Source organism: Vibrio sp. CB1-14, assembly GCF_040412085.2.
GTDB classification, from domain to species: domain Bacteria; phylum Pseudomonadota; class Gammaproteobacteria; order Enterobacterales; family Vibrionaceae; genus Vibrio; species Vibrio chaetopteri.
On record NZ_CP115921.1, the window covers coordinates 1,377,698 to 1,393,870 of the forward strand.

14 protein-coding genes and 2 pseudogenes are annotated in these 16,173 nt (G+C 44.2%); 9 read left to right on the forward strand and 7 right to left on the reverse strand.

Going from position 1 to position 16,173, the window contains the following annotated elements; genetic code table 11:
- Nucleotides 1–315: 315 nt before the first annotated feature.
- The gene (locus PG915_RS21990) at nucleotides 316–2,718 is read left to right on the forward strand and encodes a chitinase C-terminal domain-containing protein (RefSeq protein ID WP_353500189.1); all 2,403 of its coding nucleotides are present in this window, start codon (nucleotides 316–318) and stop codon (nucleotides 2,716–2,718) included.
- A 102-nt stretch (nucleotides 2,719–2,820) separates the two neighbouring features.
- On the opposite strand, the gene glgC is transcribed toward PG915_RS21990, so the two are convergent.
- From glgC to amrB, 4 genes are all read right to left on the reverse strand, one after another.
- Nucleotides 2,821–4,038 carry a glucose-1-phosphate adenylyltransferase gene (gene glgC, locus PG915_RS21995; RefSeq protein WP_353499116.1) on the reverse strand — a complete coding sequence of 406 codons (1,218 nt, stop codon included), beginning with the start codon at nucleotides 4,036–4,038 and terminating at the stop codon, nucleotides 2,821–2,823.
- Between the two features lie 380 nt (nucleotides 4,039–4,418).
- Nucleotides 4,419–4,955, reverse strand: a complete 537-nt coding sequence (idi, locus tag PG915_RS22000) for an isopentenyl-diphosphate Delta-isomerase (RefSeq protein WP_353499117.1) — start codon at nucleotides 4,953–4,955, stop codon at nucleotides 4,419–4,421.
- Nucleotides 4,956–5,107: 152 nt separating this feature from the next.
- Nucleotides 5,108–5,707, reverse strand: a complete 600-nt coding sequence (gene amrA, locus PG915_RS22005; protein ID WP_353499118.1) for an AmmeMemoRadiSam system protein A — start codon at nucleotides 5,705–5,707, stop codon at nucleotides 5,108–5,110.
- Nucleotides 5,682–6,476 (reverse strand): AmmeMemoRadiSam system protein B, encoded by a 795-nt coding sequence (gene amrB, locus PG915_RS22010; RefSeq protein WP_353499119.1) that lies wholly within the window; start codon nucleotides 6,474–6,476, stop codon nucleotides 5,682–5,684. Before amrB ends, amrA begins: the two co-directional genes overlap by 26 nt.
- 122 nt (nucleotides 6,477–6,598) lie before the next feature.
- Here amrB and amrS point away from each other — a divergent pair, with 122 nt between their 5' ends.
- A complete protein-coding gene (amrS, locus tag PG915_RS22015) occupies nucleotides 6,599–7,660 on the forward strand; it encodes an AmmeMemoRadiSam system radical SAM enzyme (protein ID WP_353499120.1) in 1,062 nt (353 codons plus the stop codon).
- A 140-nt stretch (nucleotides 7,661–7,800) separates the two neighbouring features.
- Nucleotides 7,801–7,950 (forward strand): hypothetical protein, encoded by a 150-nt coding sequence (locus tag PG915_RS22020; RefSeq protein WP_239670984.1) that lies wholly within the window; start codon nucleotides 7,801–7,803, stop codon nucleotides 7,948–7,950.
- A gap of 113 nt (nucleotides 7,951–8,063) precedes the next feature.
- On the opposite strand, the gene PG915_RS22025 is transcribed toward PG915_RS22020, so the two are convergent.
- Nucleotides 8,064–8,570 (reverse strand): hypothetical protein, encoded by a 507-nt coding sequence (locus tag PG915_RS22025; RefSeq protein WP_353499121.1) that lies wholly within the window; start codon nucleotides 8,568–8,570, stop codon nucleotides 8,064–8,066.
- Between the two features lie 507 nt (nucleotides 8,571–9,077).
- Complete coding sequence (locus tag PG915_RS22030) at nucleotides 9,078–9,695, reverse strand: TfoX/Sxy family DNA transformation protein (protein ID WP_353499122.1); 618 nt, start codon at nucleotides 9,693–9,695, stop codon at nucleotides 9,078–9,080.
- A gap of 266 nt (nucleotides 9,696–9,961) precedes the next feature.
- On the opposite strand from PG915_RS22030, the gene PG915_RS22035 reads away from it, so the two are divergent.
- The 4 genes from PG915_RS22035 (at nucleotide 9,962) to PG915_RS22050 (ending at nucleotide 12,074) form a co-directional block, all read left to right on the forward strand.
- Nucleotides 9,962–10,282 (forward strand): cupin domain-containing protein, encoded by a 321-nt coding sequence (locus PG915_RS22035; RefSeq protein ID WP_353499123.1) that lies wholly within the window; start codon nucleotides 9,962–9,964, stop codon nucleotides 10,280–10,282.
- 46 nt (nucleotides 10,283–10,328) lie between these two features.
- Complete coding sequence (locus tag PG915_RS22040) at nucleotides 10,329–10,544, forward strand: DUF3820 family protein (protein ID WP_353499124.1); 216 nt, start codon at nucleotides 10,329–10,331, stop codon at nucleotides 10,542–10,544.
- Between the two features lie 276 nt (nucleotides 10,545–10,820).
- Entirely contained in the window at nucleotides 10,821–11,105 is a 285-nt protein-coding gene (locus PG915_RS22045; protein WP_353499125.1) for a hypothetical protein, read from the forward strand.
- A gap of 3 nt (nucleotides 11,106–11,108) precedes the next feature.
- Nucleotides 11,109–12,074, forward strand: a complete 966-nt coding sequence (locus PG915_RS22050; protein ID WP_353499126.1) for a hypothetical protein — start codon at nucleotides 11,109–11,111, stop codon at nucleotides 12,072–12,074.
- Nucleotides 12,075–12,136: 62 nt separating this feature from the next.
- Here PG915_RS22050 and PG915_RS22055 read toward each other — a convergent pair.
- Nucleotides 12,137–15,315 (reverse strand): annotated as a pseudogene (locus PG915_RS22055) (HD domain-containing phosphohydrolase).
- Nucleotides 15,316–15,659: 344 nt separating this feature from the next.
- Here PG915_RS22055 and PG915_RS25130 point away from each other — a divergent pair.
- Together PG915_RS25130 and PG915_RS22065 are read left to right on the forward strand one after the other, a co-directional pair.
- Nucleotides 15,660–15,727, forward strand: a pseudogene (locus PG915_RS25130) (putative quorum-sensing-regulated virulence factor); the annotation flags it as partial.
- A gap of 90 nt (nucleotides 15,728–15,817) precedes the next feature.
- The gene (locus PG915_RS22065) at nucleotides 15,818–16,060 is read left to right on the forward strand and encodes a hypothetical protein (RefSeq protein ID WP_353499127.1); all 243 of its coding nucleotides are present in this window, start codon (nucleotides 15,818–15,820) and stop codon (nucleotides 16,058–16,060) included.
- Nucleotides 16,061–16,173 lie beyond the last annotated feature (113 nt).

Below are 16,173 nucleotides of genomic sequence, written 5' to 3' on the forward strand. Positions count from 1 at the left end.
AAACGCTGTAGATGAAAGGTTATGTAACATTCTTCACCATCGAAAAATTGGGTTGTTGCTGCAAATTAAGTTCTAGTCATTTACATCTAAGTAGCAAATTATTGCGAGGCATTTCTTAATAAAACCTATTAAAAATCTCAATAAGCGCAAATTTCACCCACTTAATTTTCTTGGTAACTAAAGTGTTTGTGATTTATCAATCGGTCGCTAGCTATATATTCTTCAGGTGAATGGGCTTGTTGGGTATGGATGTCTAGTGTTAAACACTGCTTAATGGAAAATAAACCAATGGAAAATTCTATTCAGAAGGAGCTGGTGAATACTGGCAGTAAACTGAGTTTACTGGCTGTTATTTGCGCTGCTACGATCTACTCACCAATTTCAGCTGCAACTACTACGCAGCCTGACTGTCGACCTGATGGTCTCTATCAAACCCCAGGTGTTCAAGTTCCCTACTGCACGATTTACGATGCAGAAGGGCGCGAGATCATGGGAGCCGATCACCCAAGACGAGTGATTGGCTATTTCACCAGTTGGCGTTCTGGTGATGACCCGCAGGCTGCCTATCTTGTTAGTGACATACCTTGGGAGCAGCTCACTCATATCAACTATGCATTTGTCAGTATAGGCTCTGATGGCCAGGTTAATGTTGGTGACGTTAACGATCCGACCAACGTAGCAGTTAATAAAGAATGGTCTGGGGTAGAAATCGATCCCGCTCTTGGCTTTAAAGGACACTTTGGTGCACTGGCGACAGCTAAAAAGAAACACGGTGTAAAAACGCTTATTTCAATTGGTGGCTGGGCTGAGACCGGTGGTCACTTTGCTCCAGATGGTACACGAATCGCCGATGGCGGTTTTTATACGATGACGACCAACGCCGATGGATCTGTAAACACCCAAGGTATCGAGACGTTTGCCAGCTCTGCTGTTGAAATGATGCGAAACTATCAATTTGATGGTTTAGACATTGATTACGAATACCCAACTTCAATGTCAGGAGCGGGTAACCCAGATGATAAAGCCTTTGCCGAGTCCAGGCGCCCGCATTTGTGGAAGTCTTACGAAGTCCTAATGAAGGTGCTGCGTGAGAAGCTTGATGCGGCGAGTGCGCAAGATGGCGTTCATTACATGCTGACGATCGCAGCACCTTCGTCGGGCTACTTGTTACGTGGTATGGAAACCATGTCCGTTAATCAGTACCTCGATTACGTTAATATCATGACCTACGATTTGCACGGTGCCTGGAACGACCACGTGGGTCACAACGCAGCGCTCTATGATACGGGCAAAGATTCTGAACTTGCGATGTGGAATGTTTATGGCACTGCCGCTTATGGTGGGATTGGTTATCTGAATACGGATTGGGCGTATCATTACTTCCGCGGCTCGATGCCAGCAGGTCGAATCAATATTGGTGTTCCTTATTACACTCGTGGATGGCAGAACGTTACCGGTGGTACCAATGGCTTATGGGGTAGGGCACCGTTACCAAGTCAATCAGAATGTCCAGCGGGCACGGGTGAAGGTGAGAAGAACAACTGTGGCTATGGTGCGCTGGGTATCGATAACATGTGGCATGACAAAGATGCCAATGGCAATGAGATGGGCGCAGGCTCTAACCCAATGTGGCATGCCAAAAACCTTGAAAAGGGTATTTGGGGCTCTTACGCCGAGGCGTATGGCCTAGATCCAGTGAATGATCCTACCGATAAGTTTGTTGGTACCTATACGCGTAACTACGACAGTGTTGCAGTGGCTCCTTGGTTATGGAATGCAGAGAAAAATGTCTTCCTTTCCACTGAAGATGTCGATTCTATCAATACCAAAGCGCAGTACGTCATCGACAAGGAGATTGGTGGCATTATGTTTTGGGAGTTAGCGGGTGACTATAACTGCTACGTCCTTGATGCTAATGGTAACCGTGGTGCAGTTGATTTAACGGAGAGTGCGTGTGCGACGGGTAATGGTGAGTACCATATGGGTAACAGCATGACCAAGGCCATGTACGACAAGTTCTTGAGTGCTACGCCTTATGGCAACAAAGTTGCTACAGGAGGGGTGCCTGAAAAAGCGGTGGATATCACGGTTTCCATCAGTGGTTTCAAAGTCGGTGACCAAAACTATCCAATTAATCCGAAAGTGACCTTTACCAACAACACGGGCAGCGATCTTCCTGGTGGTACTGAGTTCCAGTTTGATATTCCTGTTTCTGCGCCAGATAATGCGAAAGACCAATCGGGTGGTGGTTTGAAGGTGATTGCTTCGGGCCACACGAGAGCGAACAATATTGGTGGTCTTGATGGACCAATGCATCGAGTAGCGTTCAGTTTACCAAGTTGGAAGAACTTAGCGGCTGGTGCCACTTACGAGCTGGATATGGTGTATTACTTGCCAATTTCTGGGCCTGCTAATTACACCGTGAATGTAAATGGCTTAGATTACGCGTTCGCATTTGAGCAGCCTAATCTTCCGCTTGCAGACCTAAATGCAGGTGGCGGTAACGGTGGTGGTACAGGCGGTGGGGGTAGTGATACTTGTAGTCTTACAGGCGTAAACGAGTACCCGAATTTCCCTAACCTTGATTGGGAAGGCAAGCCAAGTCACGCCAGCGGTGGTGATAAGATGAGCTATCAAGGTGTCGTATATAAAGCGAAGTGGTGGACGAATTCGGTACCGGGAAGTGATGGAAGCTGGGAAAAAGTGTGTGTTATCTAATACACGAGAGTAACGAACACCCATGAACAAAAGCCGCTCGGGGGAGAGCGGCTTTTCTGTATTTTTTAATTGGGTATTATTCAAGGAGAAACAATAGCTTAACTATTCAAAAACATAGCCTTCAGGGATCACTACAATGCCTTTCTCTGAAATATGAAAGCGTCGAGCGTCTTCTTTCGGGTTCACGCCGATCACTGTGCCATCAGGAATATTGACGTGCTTATCGACGATACAGTTGACCAACTGACAGCCTTCCCCCACCGTCACTTCACCAAACAAGATGCTATCGGCAATGGTTGCGCCATCATTGATACGTACATTGGATGACAAAATGGAATGGTGTACAGAGCCTCCGGAGTTCACCACGCCATTGGCGATAATAGAGTTAATAAAAATACCTTCGTTACCCGTCGCCGAAGGTACAGTGCGCGCTGGTGGAAGCTGAGGCTCGTAGGTGCGAATTCCCCAGTTTTCTTGATATAAGTTCATGGGAGGAACGGGCTCTAGCAAATCCATATTTGCTTCATAAAAAGAATCAATGGTGCCGACATCACGCCAGTAACAATCACGCGCTACACGACCCTTGTCATCACCAAAGTTGTATGCGTAGACTCCTTGCGAGTCGATAAGTTTAGGTATGATGTCCTTACCAAAGTCGTGACTTGAACTGTCGAGCTCCGCATCTTGCTCCAGTGCTTGTTGCAGCGCTTCCATTTCAAACACATAAATCCCCATAGAAACCAAAGAACGATTTGGATCGTCTGGCATTGAGGCAGGATCGCTCGGTTTTTCGTAAAAGTCGGTGACTTGCTTTTGCTCGTTGGTGGCCATAACACCAAAGGCCGTTGCTTCTTCTCGAGGGACGTCCATGCAGGCCACAGTGAGTTTAGCACCACTTTGTTTGTGTTCCTGGACCATGGCTTCGTAGTCCATGCGATAGATGTGGTCGCCGGACAAAACCACCACATGCTTGGCTTCACTTCGCGACAGCAGCCACATATTGTGATAAATCGCGTCCGCAGTTCCTTCGTACCAAGCTCCTCCCTTTCTCATCTGTGGGGGGACCACAGTAATGTATTCTTTGAGTTCTGGGTTGAAGATGGACCAACCATCACGGATATGTTTATGTAAAGAATGGGATTTGTACTGGGTCAGAACCAATATTTGACGAAGGCCTGAATGCAAACAGTTGGTTAGCGTGAAGTCGATGATCCGATATTTTCCGCCAAAAGGAACTGCTGGCTTGGCTCTGTCATCGGTTAGGGGGCTTAACCGTGAGCCCATGCCGCCCGCGAGGACGATGGTAAGAACGTCTTGCATCTTATTTCTCCCTGAAATTGTGCAATTAGAGTAGGTCTAGTCTTTTACCTTTCAAGAAACACGCCAGAGGCTAACGTGTTGAATATCAATGAAGAGCTTAGTTGTTGACGGTGTGATTGCACCAATTTAGGGATGAAGTATGACAGGATGCACGTTTGTTGTGCTTGAGATTTATTGATGTTTCAACTTGGTGCAAAATAAGGCAGATATTGGGGTTATTGCGTTGTGAGCAGCTATTTGTCACCAAACAAGATTAAAGCTGTACAGCGCTTGTCTTGAAAGCCAATTGTGTTCTTGTTTTACATTGTAAATTGAAGCGGCGAATCGACACTAAAATTTGCGAGTTAGTGCCGATTCTCTAGATGAGTGATGTGCAATGATCAGTCGTTGAGATGCGCTGTGACTTTATTTAAGACCAGTTTAAACCAGGCGGTATAGGCTTGCGGCTGAGCGATTATTCCCTGTTCAATCGCACTGATCGTTTGCCATTCACACGTTTCTGCCTCGCGGGGGTTGATATCTAATGTGACATCGCTGCTTTGTGCAATCACAATATGATCCAACTCGTTTTCTGTAAGGCCATTGTCGAACTTGGCAAGATAGCTAATAGTACCGATATCGGTAAATGTTAAAGCGTCTCGGATACCGAGCTCTTCTTCTAGGCGACGTTTTGAGGCATGAATGATGTCTTCGTCGGGTCTAGGGTGAGAGCAGCAGGTGTTGCTCCAAAGTCCACCACTGTGATACTTGTTTGACGCACGTTTTTGCATTAGGAACTCAAGTTCACCATCACGATAGCGATACAGCATGACTGAAAAGGCTAGGTGACGAAAGCCCATTCGGTGTGCATCTAACTTATCTTCGGTTCCAATTGGGTTTCCAAATTTATCGACAACAACAACGAGATCTTCAAGCATAGGTACTCTCATGGTGTGGCAACCGCGACATCCACTGTTCGCTGTACCAGTTTAAAAAGCTCACTCAACTCCTGTTGTGAGCGCGAATCATACCACCAAAGATTTAAATAGCACACAGATTGAAAGTACGGCGAGAAAATCAGTAAGATCGTCTACATTCTCCGGTACTTACGGCTCAATTTTTGAACGTCGAATACTTTTACCGTCATATCTTCTGGCCAATAGGTAGGGTGCCAGCCAGCTTTTTGTTTGAGGTGCTGAAGAAAATGAATAGGACTTGGTAGCTGCTCCCAAACCTGAGGAAGAAACAGTGCGGCTTTTTTTTCATCAGACAACGTCAGTCCACATTTGTTATTGGTAAGATAAGCAATGAGTGCGGATTCAGAAACAACATCGAGGGATTTAGGCTCCGTCAGAACCGATATTTCGATCTCCAAACCATCGACTTGCGATTTTTGCAGTGGTAGAAACCGTTTATCCTGACAGCAACTCGCCCAAGCTTTGCGCATCACCTCTAGAACTAATGGTACTTTAGGGACTGTGGTTCCAATGCAGCCTTGAAGCTGGCCATCGACATGTAGACTGACAAAGCACGCGCCTTTTTCTGCTATGGCTTTTGGATAGTCGTCAAGTCGCACTTTAGGTAAAGGCTTTTCCGCCAAATAACAGCTCACGGTGACTTCAACCATATCGAGTAGCTTTGATAGTTCCTGATTGGTTAGCGTTTTATCTTGATATTGCGTAGCTGACATAACCTACCACCTTGTTTCTATCGCCATGAGGGCTGTCTCCTGAATTGGTGCGAGACAGTCGTTTTAATTGGCATCGTTGTTGTTTTATGAGCTTATTTGCTGCATTGATTCCAAGATAGCCGCAGGCTTCTTTACTTGTTAGCGGTTTACCAGCTTCTATTTTGTTACAGCTTTTAGTATCAATGTCGTCACACTCTTCGTAAGGATGGAAATGGCTGAGATCCGAGCTAATGACAAGGAGTGTTGTATCGTCCCAGTAAGGTTCGATTAGGTGAGCGACATCGATGGGATCTACCGTGCCAGTTAGCAAAGGAATCAACTCAAAATCGGACAAGCAATGCTGCAAAAAAGGTAGTTGCACCTCGAGGCAGTGCTCCTCAGCGTGGGCATGATCATTGTAGTGACAGTGAGGGTCGTTGACCAGGTGTTCGATCGCCCTAGTGTCGAGAGGTATATTGCCAAGTGGAGTAGAAAAGCTGCGATGTTTCGGTAGCGCACAACCATGGAAGGCGACACGATGATTTGGACCCACTAAGAGTACTCGTTTAAATTGATTTTTCGTATCCTTTAGTAGGCTATAAGCCGCAGCTGCGGTAGAACCCGAGAAGATAAACCCTGCATGCGGAACAATCAGCCCTGACAACGGATGGTTGTCATCGAGTTTTGCGACCTCGTTATAAAGGGATAGCAACTGCGTGAGGTGTTGATGCAGCTGATTGGCATCGGCAAAGTAAAATCGACCCGCGACAGCGGTTGGTCGCACTTCCATGTCGCCTCCATAATCCCTGTAGGGCTAATCTATACTCTAATGAGTATAGATTTTGTGGAGCCTAGGTGCAGGCTGAAATAGCAATGTGATGGTCAAGGTGTGAGATGGGGTCAGTAGGTAGCATGTACCCGACAGAGTATTGGCAGCCGTTACCAGATGGCCGTATTCGTTGTACTTTGTGTCCGCGTTACTGCTCTTTAAGAGAAGGAAAGCGCGGTGCTTGCTTTGTACGTCAGGCACATCAAGGTGAAATTGTACTCACAACCTATGGCCGCTCCAGCGGATTTTGTATTGACCCGATTGAAAAGAAACCACTCAATCATTTTTATCCCGGTAGCTCAGTGCTCTCTTTTGGTACCGCTGGATGCAACCTCGGTTGTAAGTTTTGTCAAAATTGGAATATTAGTAAATCTCGTCAAATGGAGTCATTGAGTCGGCGAGCAACTCCTCAACAGATTGCAAACACCGCTAACGTTCATCATTGCGACAGTATTGCGTTCACCTACAACGACCCGGTTATTTTTTTAGAATACGCGGTCGAAACCGCTATGGTGTGTCGCGAAGTGAATATCCACACCGTTGCCGTGTCTGCTGGGTATATCAATGAAAAGCCGAGAGAGCAATTTTTCTCAGTGATAGATGCGGCTAATATTGATCTAAAAGCGTTTTCAGAACGTTTCTACAAAAAGGTTTGTGGTGGAGCGCTCGCACCTGTTTTGGACACACTCAAATATTTGCATCAAGAGACATCTGTGTGGTTTGAACTGACGACGCTATTGATCCCTGGCGAAAATGATAGTGAGCGCGAAATAGATCAAATGACTCAGTGGGTTGTCGAGCATTTAGGGGGCGATGTTCCACTTCATTTCAGCGCTTTTCATCCTGATTTTAAAATGATGGAAACGCCTCGGACACCTTCGAACACGCTTGTCATGGCGAGACATATAGCTTTGCGAAATGGGCTAAATTACGTATATGTCGGTAATGTCCATAATGAACAGTGCAGTAGCACCTATTGCCCAAACTGCGGTCATAAAGTGCTGAGTCGGAATTGGTTTGAGTTAGGAACTTGGGCGCTTACTGAAACGGGTCGGTGTAGTCATTGCGATACTCAAATTGCCGGGCGTTTCGCCGTGAATTCCAAACCCTTCGGAAGACGACGAATACCCGTTGATATTATTTAGTAAATCATAGAATTGTCAGCAATAATTTAGAGCGTCTCAAAGTTGATAATGGAAATTATACTTTAGTCTTAAAGGGTTGATCGTTACCGATTGAGTCGCTAATGTAGTAGTTAAACAGACCGGAGTATCAGGAGATAGACATGGATGTAGTCGTAATGCTAACCAACGGACGTTTTGGTGTTCTTGAAGATTGTGACAAGCTTGAATTAGAAGGTCAGATGGTCGAGTGTTGGGTTGAGGAAGAAGAAGGCTTTGAACTAGCGACAGGTGAAGTGGAACGCGTTCTTTAGATTTTAATACCAACTAAATTAACAAATAAAACCCCGCAATTGCGTTCGCTTTGCGGGGTTTTGTTATTTGTGCGTAGTAGTTTCTATTTAGCCGCTGTTGCTTAATTGCGTAATTAAGCTTGTTGTGCTGTTAGGGCACGCTTTTCAAGAAACTTAGCGATAGCAGTAACACCAGCAATGTACATCGCACCACCAAGAAGTGCTACAGCCATCCAAGAGAAACCGTGCTCAACAACGTGATCTTTGTGAAGAATACACATTACTACGTACGCGAATGTGATGTAGCTGAATGCAAAGTGAGCGATAGGACCCATGCCGATAGTGACAAGTACTACACCAGCAACGTAGATGTAGAATGCGTTCTCACCACCAACGACTGGAGCTAGCGCACCAAGTGTTGCTGGGATCAACATACCCATTGCGATACCAACGATACCCGCTGCAAAGATGTTCTTTAGCTTAGATAGGTCGAACTTCGCTTCAAAGAAGAAAATAAGCGCTAGGAAAGCAGGCCATTTGTCGTGGATACCTAGTTTCTGAAGGATAACAGTGCCAGCTACGATCCAGAGCGTTAGCATAAGCGTTTTAGTCATGTGCGCTGAGTTGAATACTTGATTCATGATTTGTTCTCATAGGGTGTATGTAAGAAGTTTGGGCGCGGAGTCTATAGTGTGTTGCGTGTTGGGTCACTAGGGAAAAAATGGCAACCATAGTGAATATTGGAAGTATGAAGGTCTTATTGATAGCTATATGAATTGGTGTATAAAACTTGAGCGTTGGCTATTTTGGAGCTGAATAAGGCGGAGATTAGAATTAAGGTTGTCTATTAGAGCAAAGGAACTAACTCTGGGCGTTGAGGTAAAAATGGTGCGATGGAATGCGGGTGTTTTGTTTGAAAAATGCCCAATTGAATGAAACTTACCCTCTCAGCCACATTTGGAAACAATGCTTCACGGTTTTACACTAGCTCGAAACGGTTTGATAAACATCTTCGCTACCAACACGCGGGTTAGGGTGATTTAATGAAACCTGTGTTTAGTTGTTCTGTCCACTTCAATTAACCACACACATCCAACATTGTATTGATGTTTGCCCTGCTGTGAAAACAGCAGGGCGTTTTTATTTGATTAATGTGTTGCGTAATCGCAGCCTGCTTGGTGGGTCAATGTTTGGCGCTGTGGTTCAGGTAGAATAGTCCAATGAATACCTTCTAATGCTCCAGCTATGCAAAATAGTAGGTTAACTCCAGGGTGTTTGTCTTGACTGATACACACTGCCTTGAAGGCATTGACTGGACCGCGCTCTCTTAGCTCGTCAATAGAATGAATTCCTGCTTTGCGAAGCATACGCTCGGTTTTGTACTGCATGTTTGGAAGGTCTTTGATTCGCGTTGGAGTCTCTTTGCGTACTTTCTCTTTAAGTCCCGCGCTCCAGACTTCTTCGCATAGAGTCGCTACTTGCTTTTGACTGTGCGCGACGGTTTCTGGCAGTGAGTAGTAGTTCGATAGACTAGGGTAGTTACGTGAATGCGCCCGCCAGTTAAACTCATAAGGTGTGCACCCTAGCGCCTTAAACTCTTCCTTCAAACTTGAACTGCTTGCCCTAAGGTAGATATCGTCGCCCTTTATTAGTGCAAACATGATCCCACCAGAGAGCACCCCTTTTCCTCCAAAAACAGAACGAACGCTAATGTCGTCCAGTGCGGTATGAGCTTCGATAGACTCTACAAAGGTTTCCAACATCATATTTCTCTCCTTGAAATGTACTTAGCGTCTTCAAATGACGGCTATCAAACTAAAACTGTGATACATCTTGCATTAAGTGTTCCAACTTTTAGCTTGGTTACAAAATTATGAGAGTTTTGCTGTTTAATCCGCTGGATACAGGTATGAATGTGGCGGCGAGTCATCCTGTCAGGTTCAATGAGAATTTGTTCTTCTTCAAGTATACTATTCCAATTCCAACTCAGATTTTGACATCACAGAACGAGGTGATGTGCCAGGAGTAAAACATGCAGGCCGGAAACATGTTCAGCCAAATTCCATCTCAACTACCCGAAGAGATATTCGAGGATCTCCTCACCACTGACAACCTGAGAATAGAGCGCATTCTTTCTGATGGGCATTTTACCCCAGAAGGAGACTGGTACGATCAAGAGCAAAGCGAATGGGTCATGGTGATGCAAGGTCAGGGGATCATTGAGTATCATGATGGTGCTATGCTGACCCTAAATGTTGGTGACTACGTGAATATTCCCGCGCACATCAAACACCGCGTTAAATCCACCTCTGCTGATGCCGTCACGATTTGGCTGGCTATTTTTTACGGCTAATCCTTTTTTAGACAGACTATTACGCAAAGAGAAAACGGTAACCGAAATGCTTCAGAAAGAAAACTTAATAAAACTAGCCCGTATGCAAATGCCTTTCGGTAAGTACGCCGGGCGAGTACTCATCGACCTACCGGAAGAGTATTTGCTTTGGTTTCGAAAGCAGGGTTTTCCGGAAGGGGAGCTGGGGCTTTTGATGGCGTTGGCCCTTGAGATGAAAATTGAAGGGCTAGATAGTGTCATAAAGCCCCTAAAGCGAATGTAATTTGCCACAGACTTAAATAAAAGACTTACTATGAATTTTGGTATCGAAGCATTGAGACTTCATCAACTGGAAGTAATCTGCTAACCCCCCCCCTTAGTTTCTCCCAAAATAAGTCTTTCTTCTATTGAAAGAGTCAGACCGCGAGGCTGACTCAGTTTTCCCCTTTTGGCGTTAGAGCATATAATCTCTGACCAATCGGAGCGATGTAATACTCGACTTACGCATGCACACTTCTCTGTCTATACTCAAGCTATTCGTTTCGAAGGATATAACGCTATGAGTACTAAACTGAGCATCGTCTTAGTGGTGATTCTGTCTGCATTTGCTCTTGTATCTTGCCGAGATAACTCTGACCCAGAAACAAGAACAGACATTTCTAATTTTATGACATTTTTTCAGTCTATTAGCGCAAAGTACAACCCTCTCGGAGAAGAGATAATACAAGAAAGTTGCACACCCAAAATATTGCAACCCACAGATGCTATGCACACCAGAGGCACAGTCATTATGCTGCATGGATTTACCGCATGTAACCAGCAGTTTCTTGATTGGGCTGAGTAGTTGATGCAAGAGGGATACTATGTCGTTTTACCTTTATTACCCGCTCATGGCATCGATTTTGGAACCAAATACACCGACAAAGAAGGCAGCCTTTTAGCCAAAGAATCAGAGGTTTACGAAGAGTTTGCTAAGGATATGGTCGAACTTGCTGAAAATGCGCCTGGCCCAGATAAGATAATTGTTGGGTTAAGTGTCGGTGGAGCTATAGCCACTAAAGCAACACTCATTGGCGATGGTTTGTTCGACAAATCAATTATTCTATCGCCTTTCTTGGCTATTCCGGGCACATATTCCAGTAACACCAACGATGAAGAATTATTACTAACATTAAATGAAGAGTTATCAGTTCTGGAAAGTGCTCTTTTAGGTTTAGCTGATGTCAGCGCATTGGATATGTCTACTATTTGGCAAACGATAGAAGCTGGAATGCTCTCAGTGGTTGGCAAAATCGGTAGAGATGCAGTAAAAGTACTACGAGCAGCAGCTGTGGTTCCTACGATAGATGTTGGATGGGGAGACGCGTGCGAATTAGAGAGAAATAGTGGCCGGGCTGGATATTGTAATTTCGAAGTGCAGCATATCTTTGCGGTAGATCAATTTGGTGAACGCACGCTATTAGCCCTTGAATCAATAACAAGCCTGAACACTAGAATTCAAATAATAGGAGTCGAGAACGTTGGCGGAGCAGACTCACTCGCAGTCAAAGAGCTAGCTAATTTAATGAACACTCGAACCCCTCAGTCTAGTTTCTGTCTCTACCCAGAAGGAATCGTGCCACATTCCTTTATCTCCAAATACGACAATATTGACCTTGTTGGCGATGTGCACGAAGGCGAAGACGTCCACGAGCTTGCATTACAGGAGATGAGAGAGCGATGGCTGGCCACATTTGAATCCGAAATAATGAGCTTCATCACTTCTGAGGATGCAGATTATTTTGAGGCCATCGATGGAACCCGCATTCTTTAACTTGTTTCTATCTAATTCAGAAAGTGACGTTTAAGTATACCTTAATATAAGGCTGTGCTTTTTTATGAGTGCTGATGTATATATTTACTCAGTTCCACTTCATCAATTTGGCTTTCTGGCAGATACGTTTCCGCGTATCTGAGATAGATCCCGCTAGATAAAAAGAGCTTAAACAAGTCCATGTCAAAATGATCATCCAGTGCCATTCTATACATGATGTCAACTGCAACACTGATAGGTTTGGCTTTTTTGTATGGTCTGTCTGAAGCAGTCAAGGCTTCAAAAATATCTGCAATAACCAAAATACGCTCAGGAATTGAGAGGTCGTCACCTGTTAATTTTCTCGGGTAGCCCGTTCCTTTGAGTGTTTCGTGGTGGGTTGATGCATATCTTGGAACACGACTTAGTTCTGACGGGAAAGGCAATCTTTCGAGCATTTTAATGCCGCTTATCGTATGTTCATTGATTTTAAAGCGATCTTCTTCTGTCAGCGTGCCACGGCGAATCGTTAGGTTATAAACTTCACCCAAGTTATACTGATGCTCTGGTACTTTCACATTGATATTCAACGCGGGATCATACTCTCGTGGACCCGTACGAGGCGTTATATGATCGTCCCTATCTTGAAGCAGTTTTTCTTTGGTTGGAACTGGCGTTGAGGGCTGGGTAATCGCTAACTCTTCTTGAGGGGATAGACCCAGTCTATCATCAAACTGACGCGTCCAAGTCTGTTCGGCAATCTGCTTAATACGCTCTATCTTTTCATCATCCATAAACTCACCGCCAACATTTGCAGTTGCGATAAACTCAAAGTCATCTTTTAGCGCTTGTTGTAGTACAGCGAGTTTTTGACGTAACTGAAGTTCGTCATCTGGTGATTGCATTAACTGTTTCAACATATCAATCTCAGCATCTCTCCACAATACTTCAAACCGCATTCTAACCTCATGAATTCGGTTATAGTTCGCTTCTAGCTTGCTCCCTTTATCGATAATGTGCTCAGGGGTCGTGATTTTTCCACAATCATGTAACCATGCGGCAATTCTAAACTCTCTGCGTTCATCATCATTCGCGAATTTAAAGGTTTTAAACTTGCCATTATCACAAGCTTCAACTGCTTCAGCGAGCATGATTCCAAGCTCAGGAACTCGATTACAGTGTCCGGCAGTATACGGCGACTTGTCATCGATCGCTTCCGCAATAAGTTTAATGATCGCCTCGATTAAATCTTGTTGAGTTTTCTCATGAGCCTGTATCTTGAAGCCCAAATCATGAACTGCGGTTGAAAGATCCCAAATCTCTTTGATCGGAGAGTCAATCAGTTTAAGTTGATCATACTGCCTTGCTTGAATTTTCAACGTTTCCTCGCGTAACAAATTTATTGGACGGACAATTGGACTTCCAAATACCCAGGCTAACGGCAACAATAGCAACATAATACCTGCTGTAATTGCGATAGACGTTTGCACACGGTCTTTTACTCGGTTGAGAACAATTTCCTCTGATACAACCACAGCAAAGTATTCTTGGATACCACTCGCGCTACCGACCGTTGTGACAAAGAGATATTGCGGTTTTCCACCAATTTCGGCATAGATGAGCTTGTCTAACTCGCTTTTATCATCCGCTACTTGTATCAGCTTTTTATATGGAACCATTGCAGAGAACGCCGCACTTGGCTTGCCAAACTCTGCTTCTAACCATTTTTGACTTAGCGCAGTTCGTTGCTCAGTTGAGATATTGGTAATTGCTTGATTGAGAATAGGCAGCAGAGCCGCATCCGCTTGTTTTAAGACCATATAGAACTGATTAGAAAATTGCTGATTAACATCGCGCAAAGGTGGATGCACTTGCAAATTATAGTCGAATGACTGTGCGGCTTTATGCTTAACAATAGCATCGCTTTCCAATACTGCATCAACATCTCCATTTTTTAGGGCATCAAAGGCGAGGTGAAGCGAAGGAAACGTCATAATTTGTACATTAGGGAAAGCGCGATTCAGATCAGGAATAATGGACCAGCCAGCTAACATGCCCACTTTTTTCCCGGACAAACTTTCAAAATACTCGATCGTTTTTGTGTTGGCTTGTGTCACTAAGCTAAATGGTAATTGGTAAAGTGGTTCAGTAAATACACCGACGTCTTGCGTGCTACTGTTTTTTTGTATGGAGTGCAAGATATCAATCGATCCATTTTGATAATCAGAGACCAGTTCTTCCCAACTGCGGCCGTTGATATATTCAAATTCCAGGCCAGTATCGTTAGCAATTATGTCTAATAAATCAATTACATAACCTTTTGGTTCACCGGCCAAAGTAAAATCAATGGGCGCCCAATCGTTCTCGTTTGAAACCTTAAGCGGTTGGGTAGACTCAATCAGTTGACGCTGCTTGTCCGTTAGCGCGAATGGTTTTGAACTCGGGATGATGGTTTCTGCTTCCAAGATTTGATTTGATGCGACAATTTCTCCATTTTCAGAGTATAGATACACTTCTGCCGCTTCATCTTTATTATTCACTTTAATGTTTTCGGAGAAATTTGCTGCCAGAGATGAGAGAACAATGTCAACACCTATTACCGCCTTTCGACCTTCTATGGGTAAAGAATAAGTTTGTCCTGTCACTTGCCAGTTATGGAACAAATACGGTTCCGTTTTGGTCGGTGTCTCGTTGTTTTGAACTTTGTACCAAGGACGCTTTGTTGGGTAATAATTACTTGGCTCCACTTTTGTATCACGAATCGTAAAATCATCATTTAAAAATAGGACTTCTTAATGCGATTCCCGGCCTCATCATAAAGGTGTGTCACCATTGCCCAACGATCTTGAGCAATCGCATCGGTTTTATCGCGAATTAATATAGAGGCATCGAGATTGACCAGTTGGAAAAACTCATCTTTCTCATTTGCAACATAAATACTGTACAGATTGTTGTTGGCGCGAAGGGCTTCAGCAAATAACTCAGCTAGCGGAAAAATATCATTTGTTGCTTCAAAATGTTGTTCGGAGATCTTAGCAAACAGCTTGGCGGTGTATGAGGCATCGTAATCAAGTTTATTAATATACTCAGTTATCGTCGCAGCGGTGCGATTGTATCGTGAGAAAATATGTTCTTTTGAAAGCTCTTTGGCAAAGTGATATTGAAGGAAAATAGCAACCGATCCGGTGAGAAATGTAGCGATGATAAACATCCCACTTACCGTTATTCGAATAGAGATTTTTTTTCTCTGTTTGCGCTGCATTTGTAGCTCCTAGCCTTAAAGTAAGGAAATCCTTTCAATTTTTACAGTGTAGCAAGGGGTTATCATTATCCAAGTGCCCTAAGAAAAACGTGGCCTTTCCCATACTTTAGCTAATCCGTTATATCCTAATTTAGTAATGTAACTGACAGGCTTTTGTCCAGAGCAGTACTGACCGAGGCATGTAATACGAATTTGCTTCTTTCCGTGTTTCAAGTCATTCCCTTGCAAAAGGGAGTCTCATTCAGCGCGTTGCAAAGCTGACAGTCACTTGGTCGATGATTTTCAGATATCTACACGCGGTAAGAGAGCCTTACTTTTATGAGGATGACGAATATATTGAAGGAAGATGGTTTGATAAAAAGGCTTCCCTAATAGTGAACTGGGTGACTTATTGAAACTCTGCTTAGCGTAAAAGATTGAAGGGCTGGATAGTCTGGTTAAGTCCTTAAAACGCATGTAACCTACCGAAGAAATACCATTTATTTAAATAGAAAGAGTGACTATGAATTTTGATATCAATGCATTGAAACACCACCAACTTGTCGAAGACGTCCCACTAGAGGGGTGTTACATTCATCAGCCAGCCAAAGGCAGTCAGCAAGACGACAAAGTGGTTATGGCGGAGCGTGAAGCGCTGGAAAAAATGGGGTTTAAAGTAATGCAGGTTCAAGCCAAGGGCGGAACAACCACCTTTGCCGAGGCGATGCAAAAATTCGCGACAAAGACCGGGCACCAGCCAAAGTAATAATTAAGGGCAGTCGAACTGGTTTTAATTATTGCGGATTGAGTGCTTTTTGTCTCACATTGGAATCCACGGGTATTTTCTACGATTTTAATGGCATTTTTCACAACGCTCCG

Excerpts from the sequence above, each read along its gene's own strand:
- glgC (WP_353499116.1), bottom strand. The coding sequence starts at position 4,038 with ATGCAAGACGTTCTTACCATCGTCCTCGCGGGCGGCATGGGCTCACGG.
- idi (WP_353499117.1), bottom strand. The coding sequence starts at position 4,955 with ATGCTTGAAGATCTCGTTGTTGTTGTCGATAAATTTGGAAACCCAATT.
- amrA (WP_353499118.1), bottom strand. The coding sequence starts at position 5,707 with ATGTCAGCTACGCAATATCAAGATAAAACGCTAACCAATCAGGAACTA.
- amrB (WP_353499119.1), bottom strand. The coding sequence starts at position 6,476 with ATGGAAGTGCGACCAACCGCTGTCGCGGGTCGATTTTACTTTGCCGAT.
- amrS (WP_353499120.1), top strand. The coding sequence starts at position 6,599 with ATGTACCCGACAGAGTATTGGCAGCCGTTACCAGATGGCCGTATTCGT.
- PG915_RS22020 (WP_239670984.1), top strand. The coding sequence starts at position 7,801 with ATGGATGTAGTCGTAATGCTAACCAACGGACGTTTTGGTGTTCTTGAA.
- PG915_RS22025 (WP_353499121.1), bottom strand. The coding sequence starts at position 8,570 with ATGAATCAAGTATTCAACTCAGCGCACATGACTAAAACGCTTATGCTA.
- PG915_RS22030 (WP_353499122.1), bottom strand. The coding sequence starts at position 9,695 with ATGATGTTGGAAACCTTTGTAGAGTCTATCGAAGCTCATACCGCACTG.
- PG915_RS22035 (WP_353499123.1), top strand. The coding sequence starts at position 9,962 with ATGCAGGCCGGAAACATGTTCAGCCAAATTCCATCTCAACTACCCGAA.
- PG915_RS22040 (WP_353499124.1), top strand. The coding sequence starts at position 10,329 with ATGCTTCAGAAAGAAAACTTAATAAAACTAGCCCGTATGCAAATGCCT.
- PG915_RS22045 (WP_353499125.1), top strand. The coding sequence starts at position 10,821 with ATGAGTACTAAACTGAGCATCGTCTTAGTGGTGATTCTGTCTGCATTT.
- PG915_RS22050 (WP_353499126.1), top strand. The coding sequence starts at position 11,109 with ATGCAAGAGGGATACTATGTCGTTTTACCTTTATTACCCGCTCATGGC.
- PG915_RS22065 (WP_353499127.1), top strand. The coding sequence starts at position 15,818 with ATGAATTTTGATATCAATGCATTGAAACACCACCAACTTGTCGAAGAC.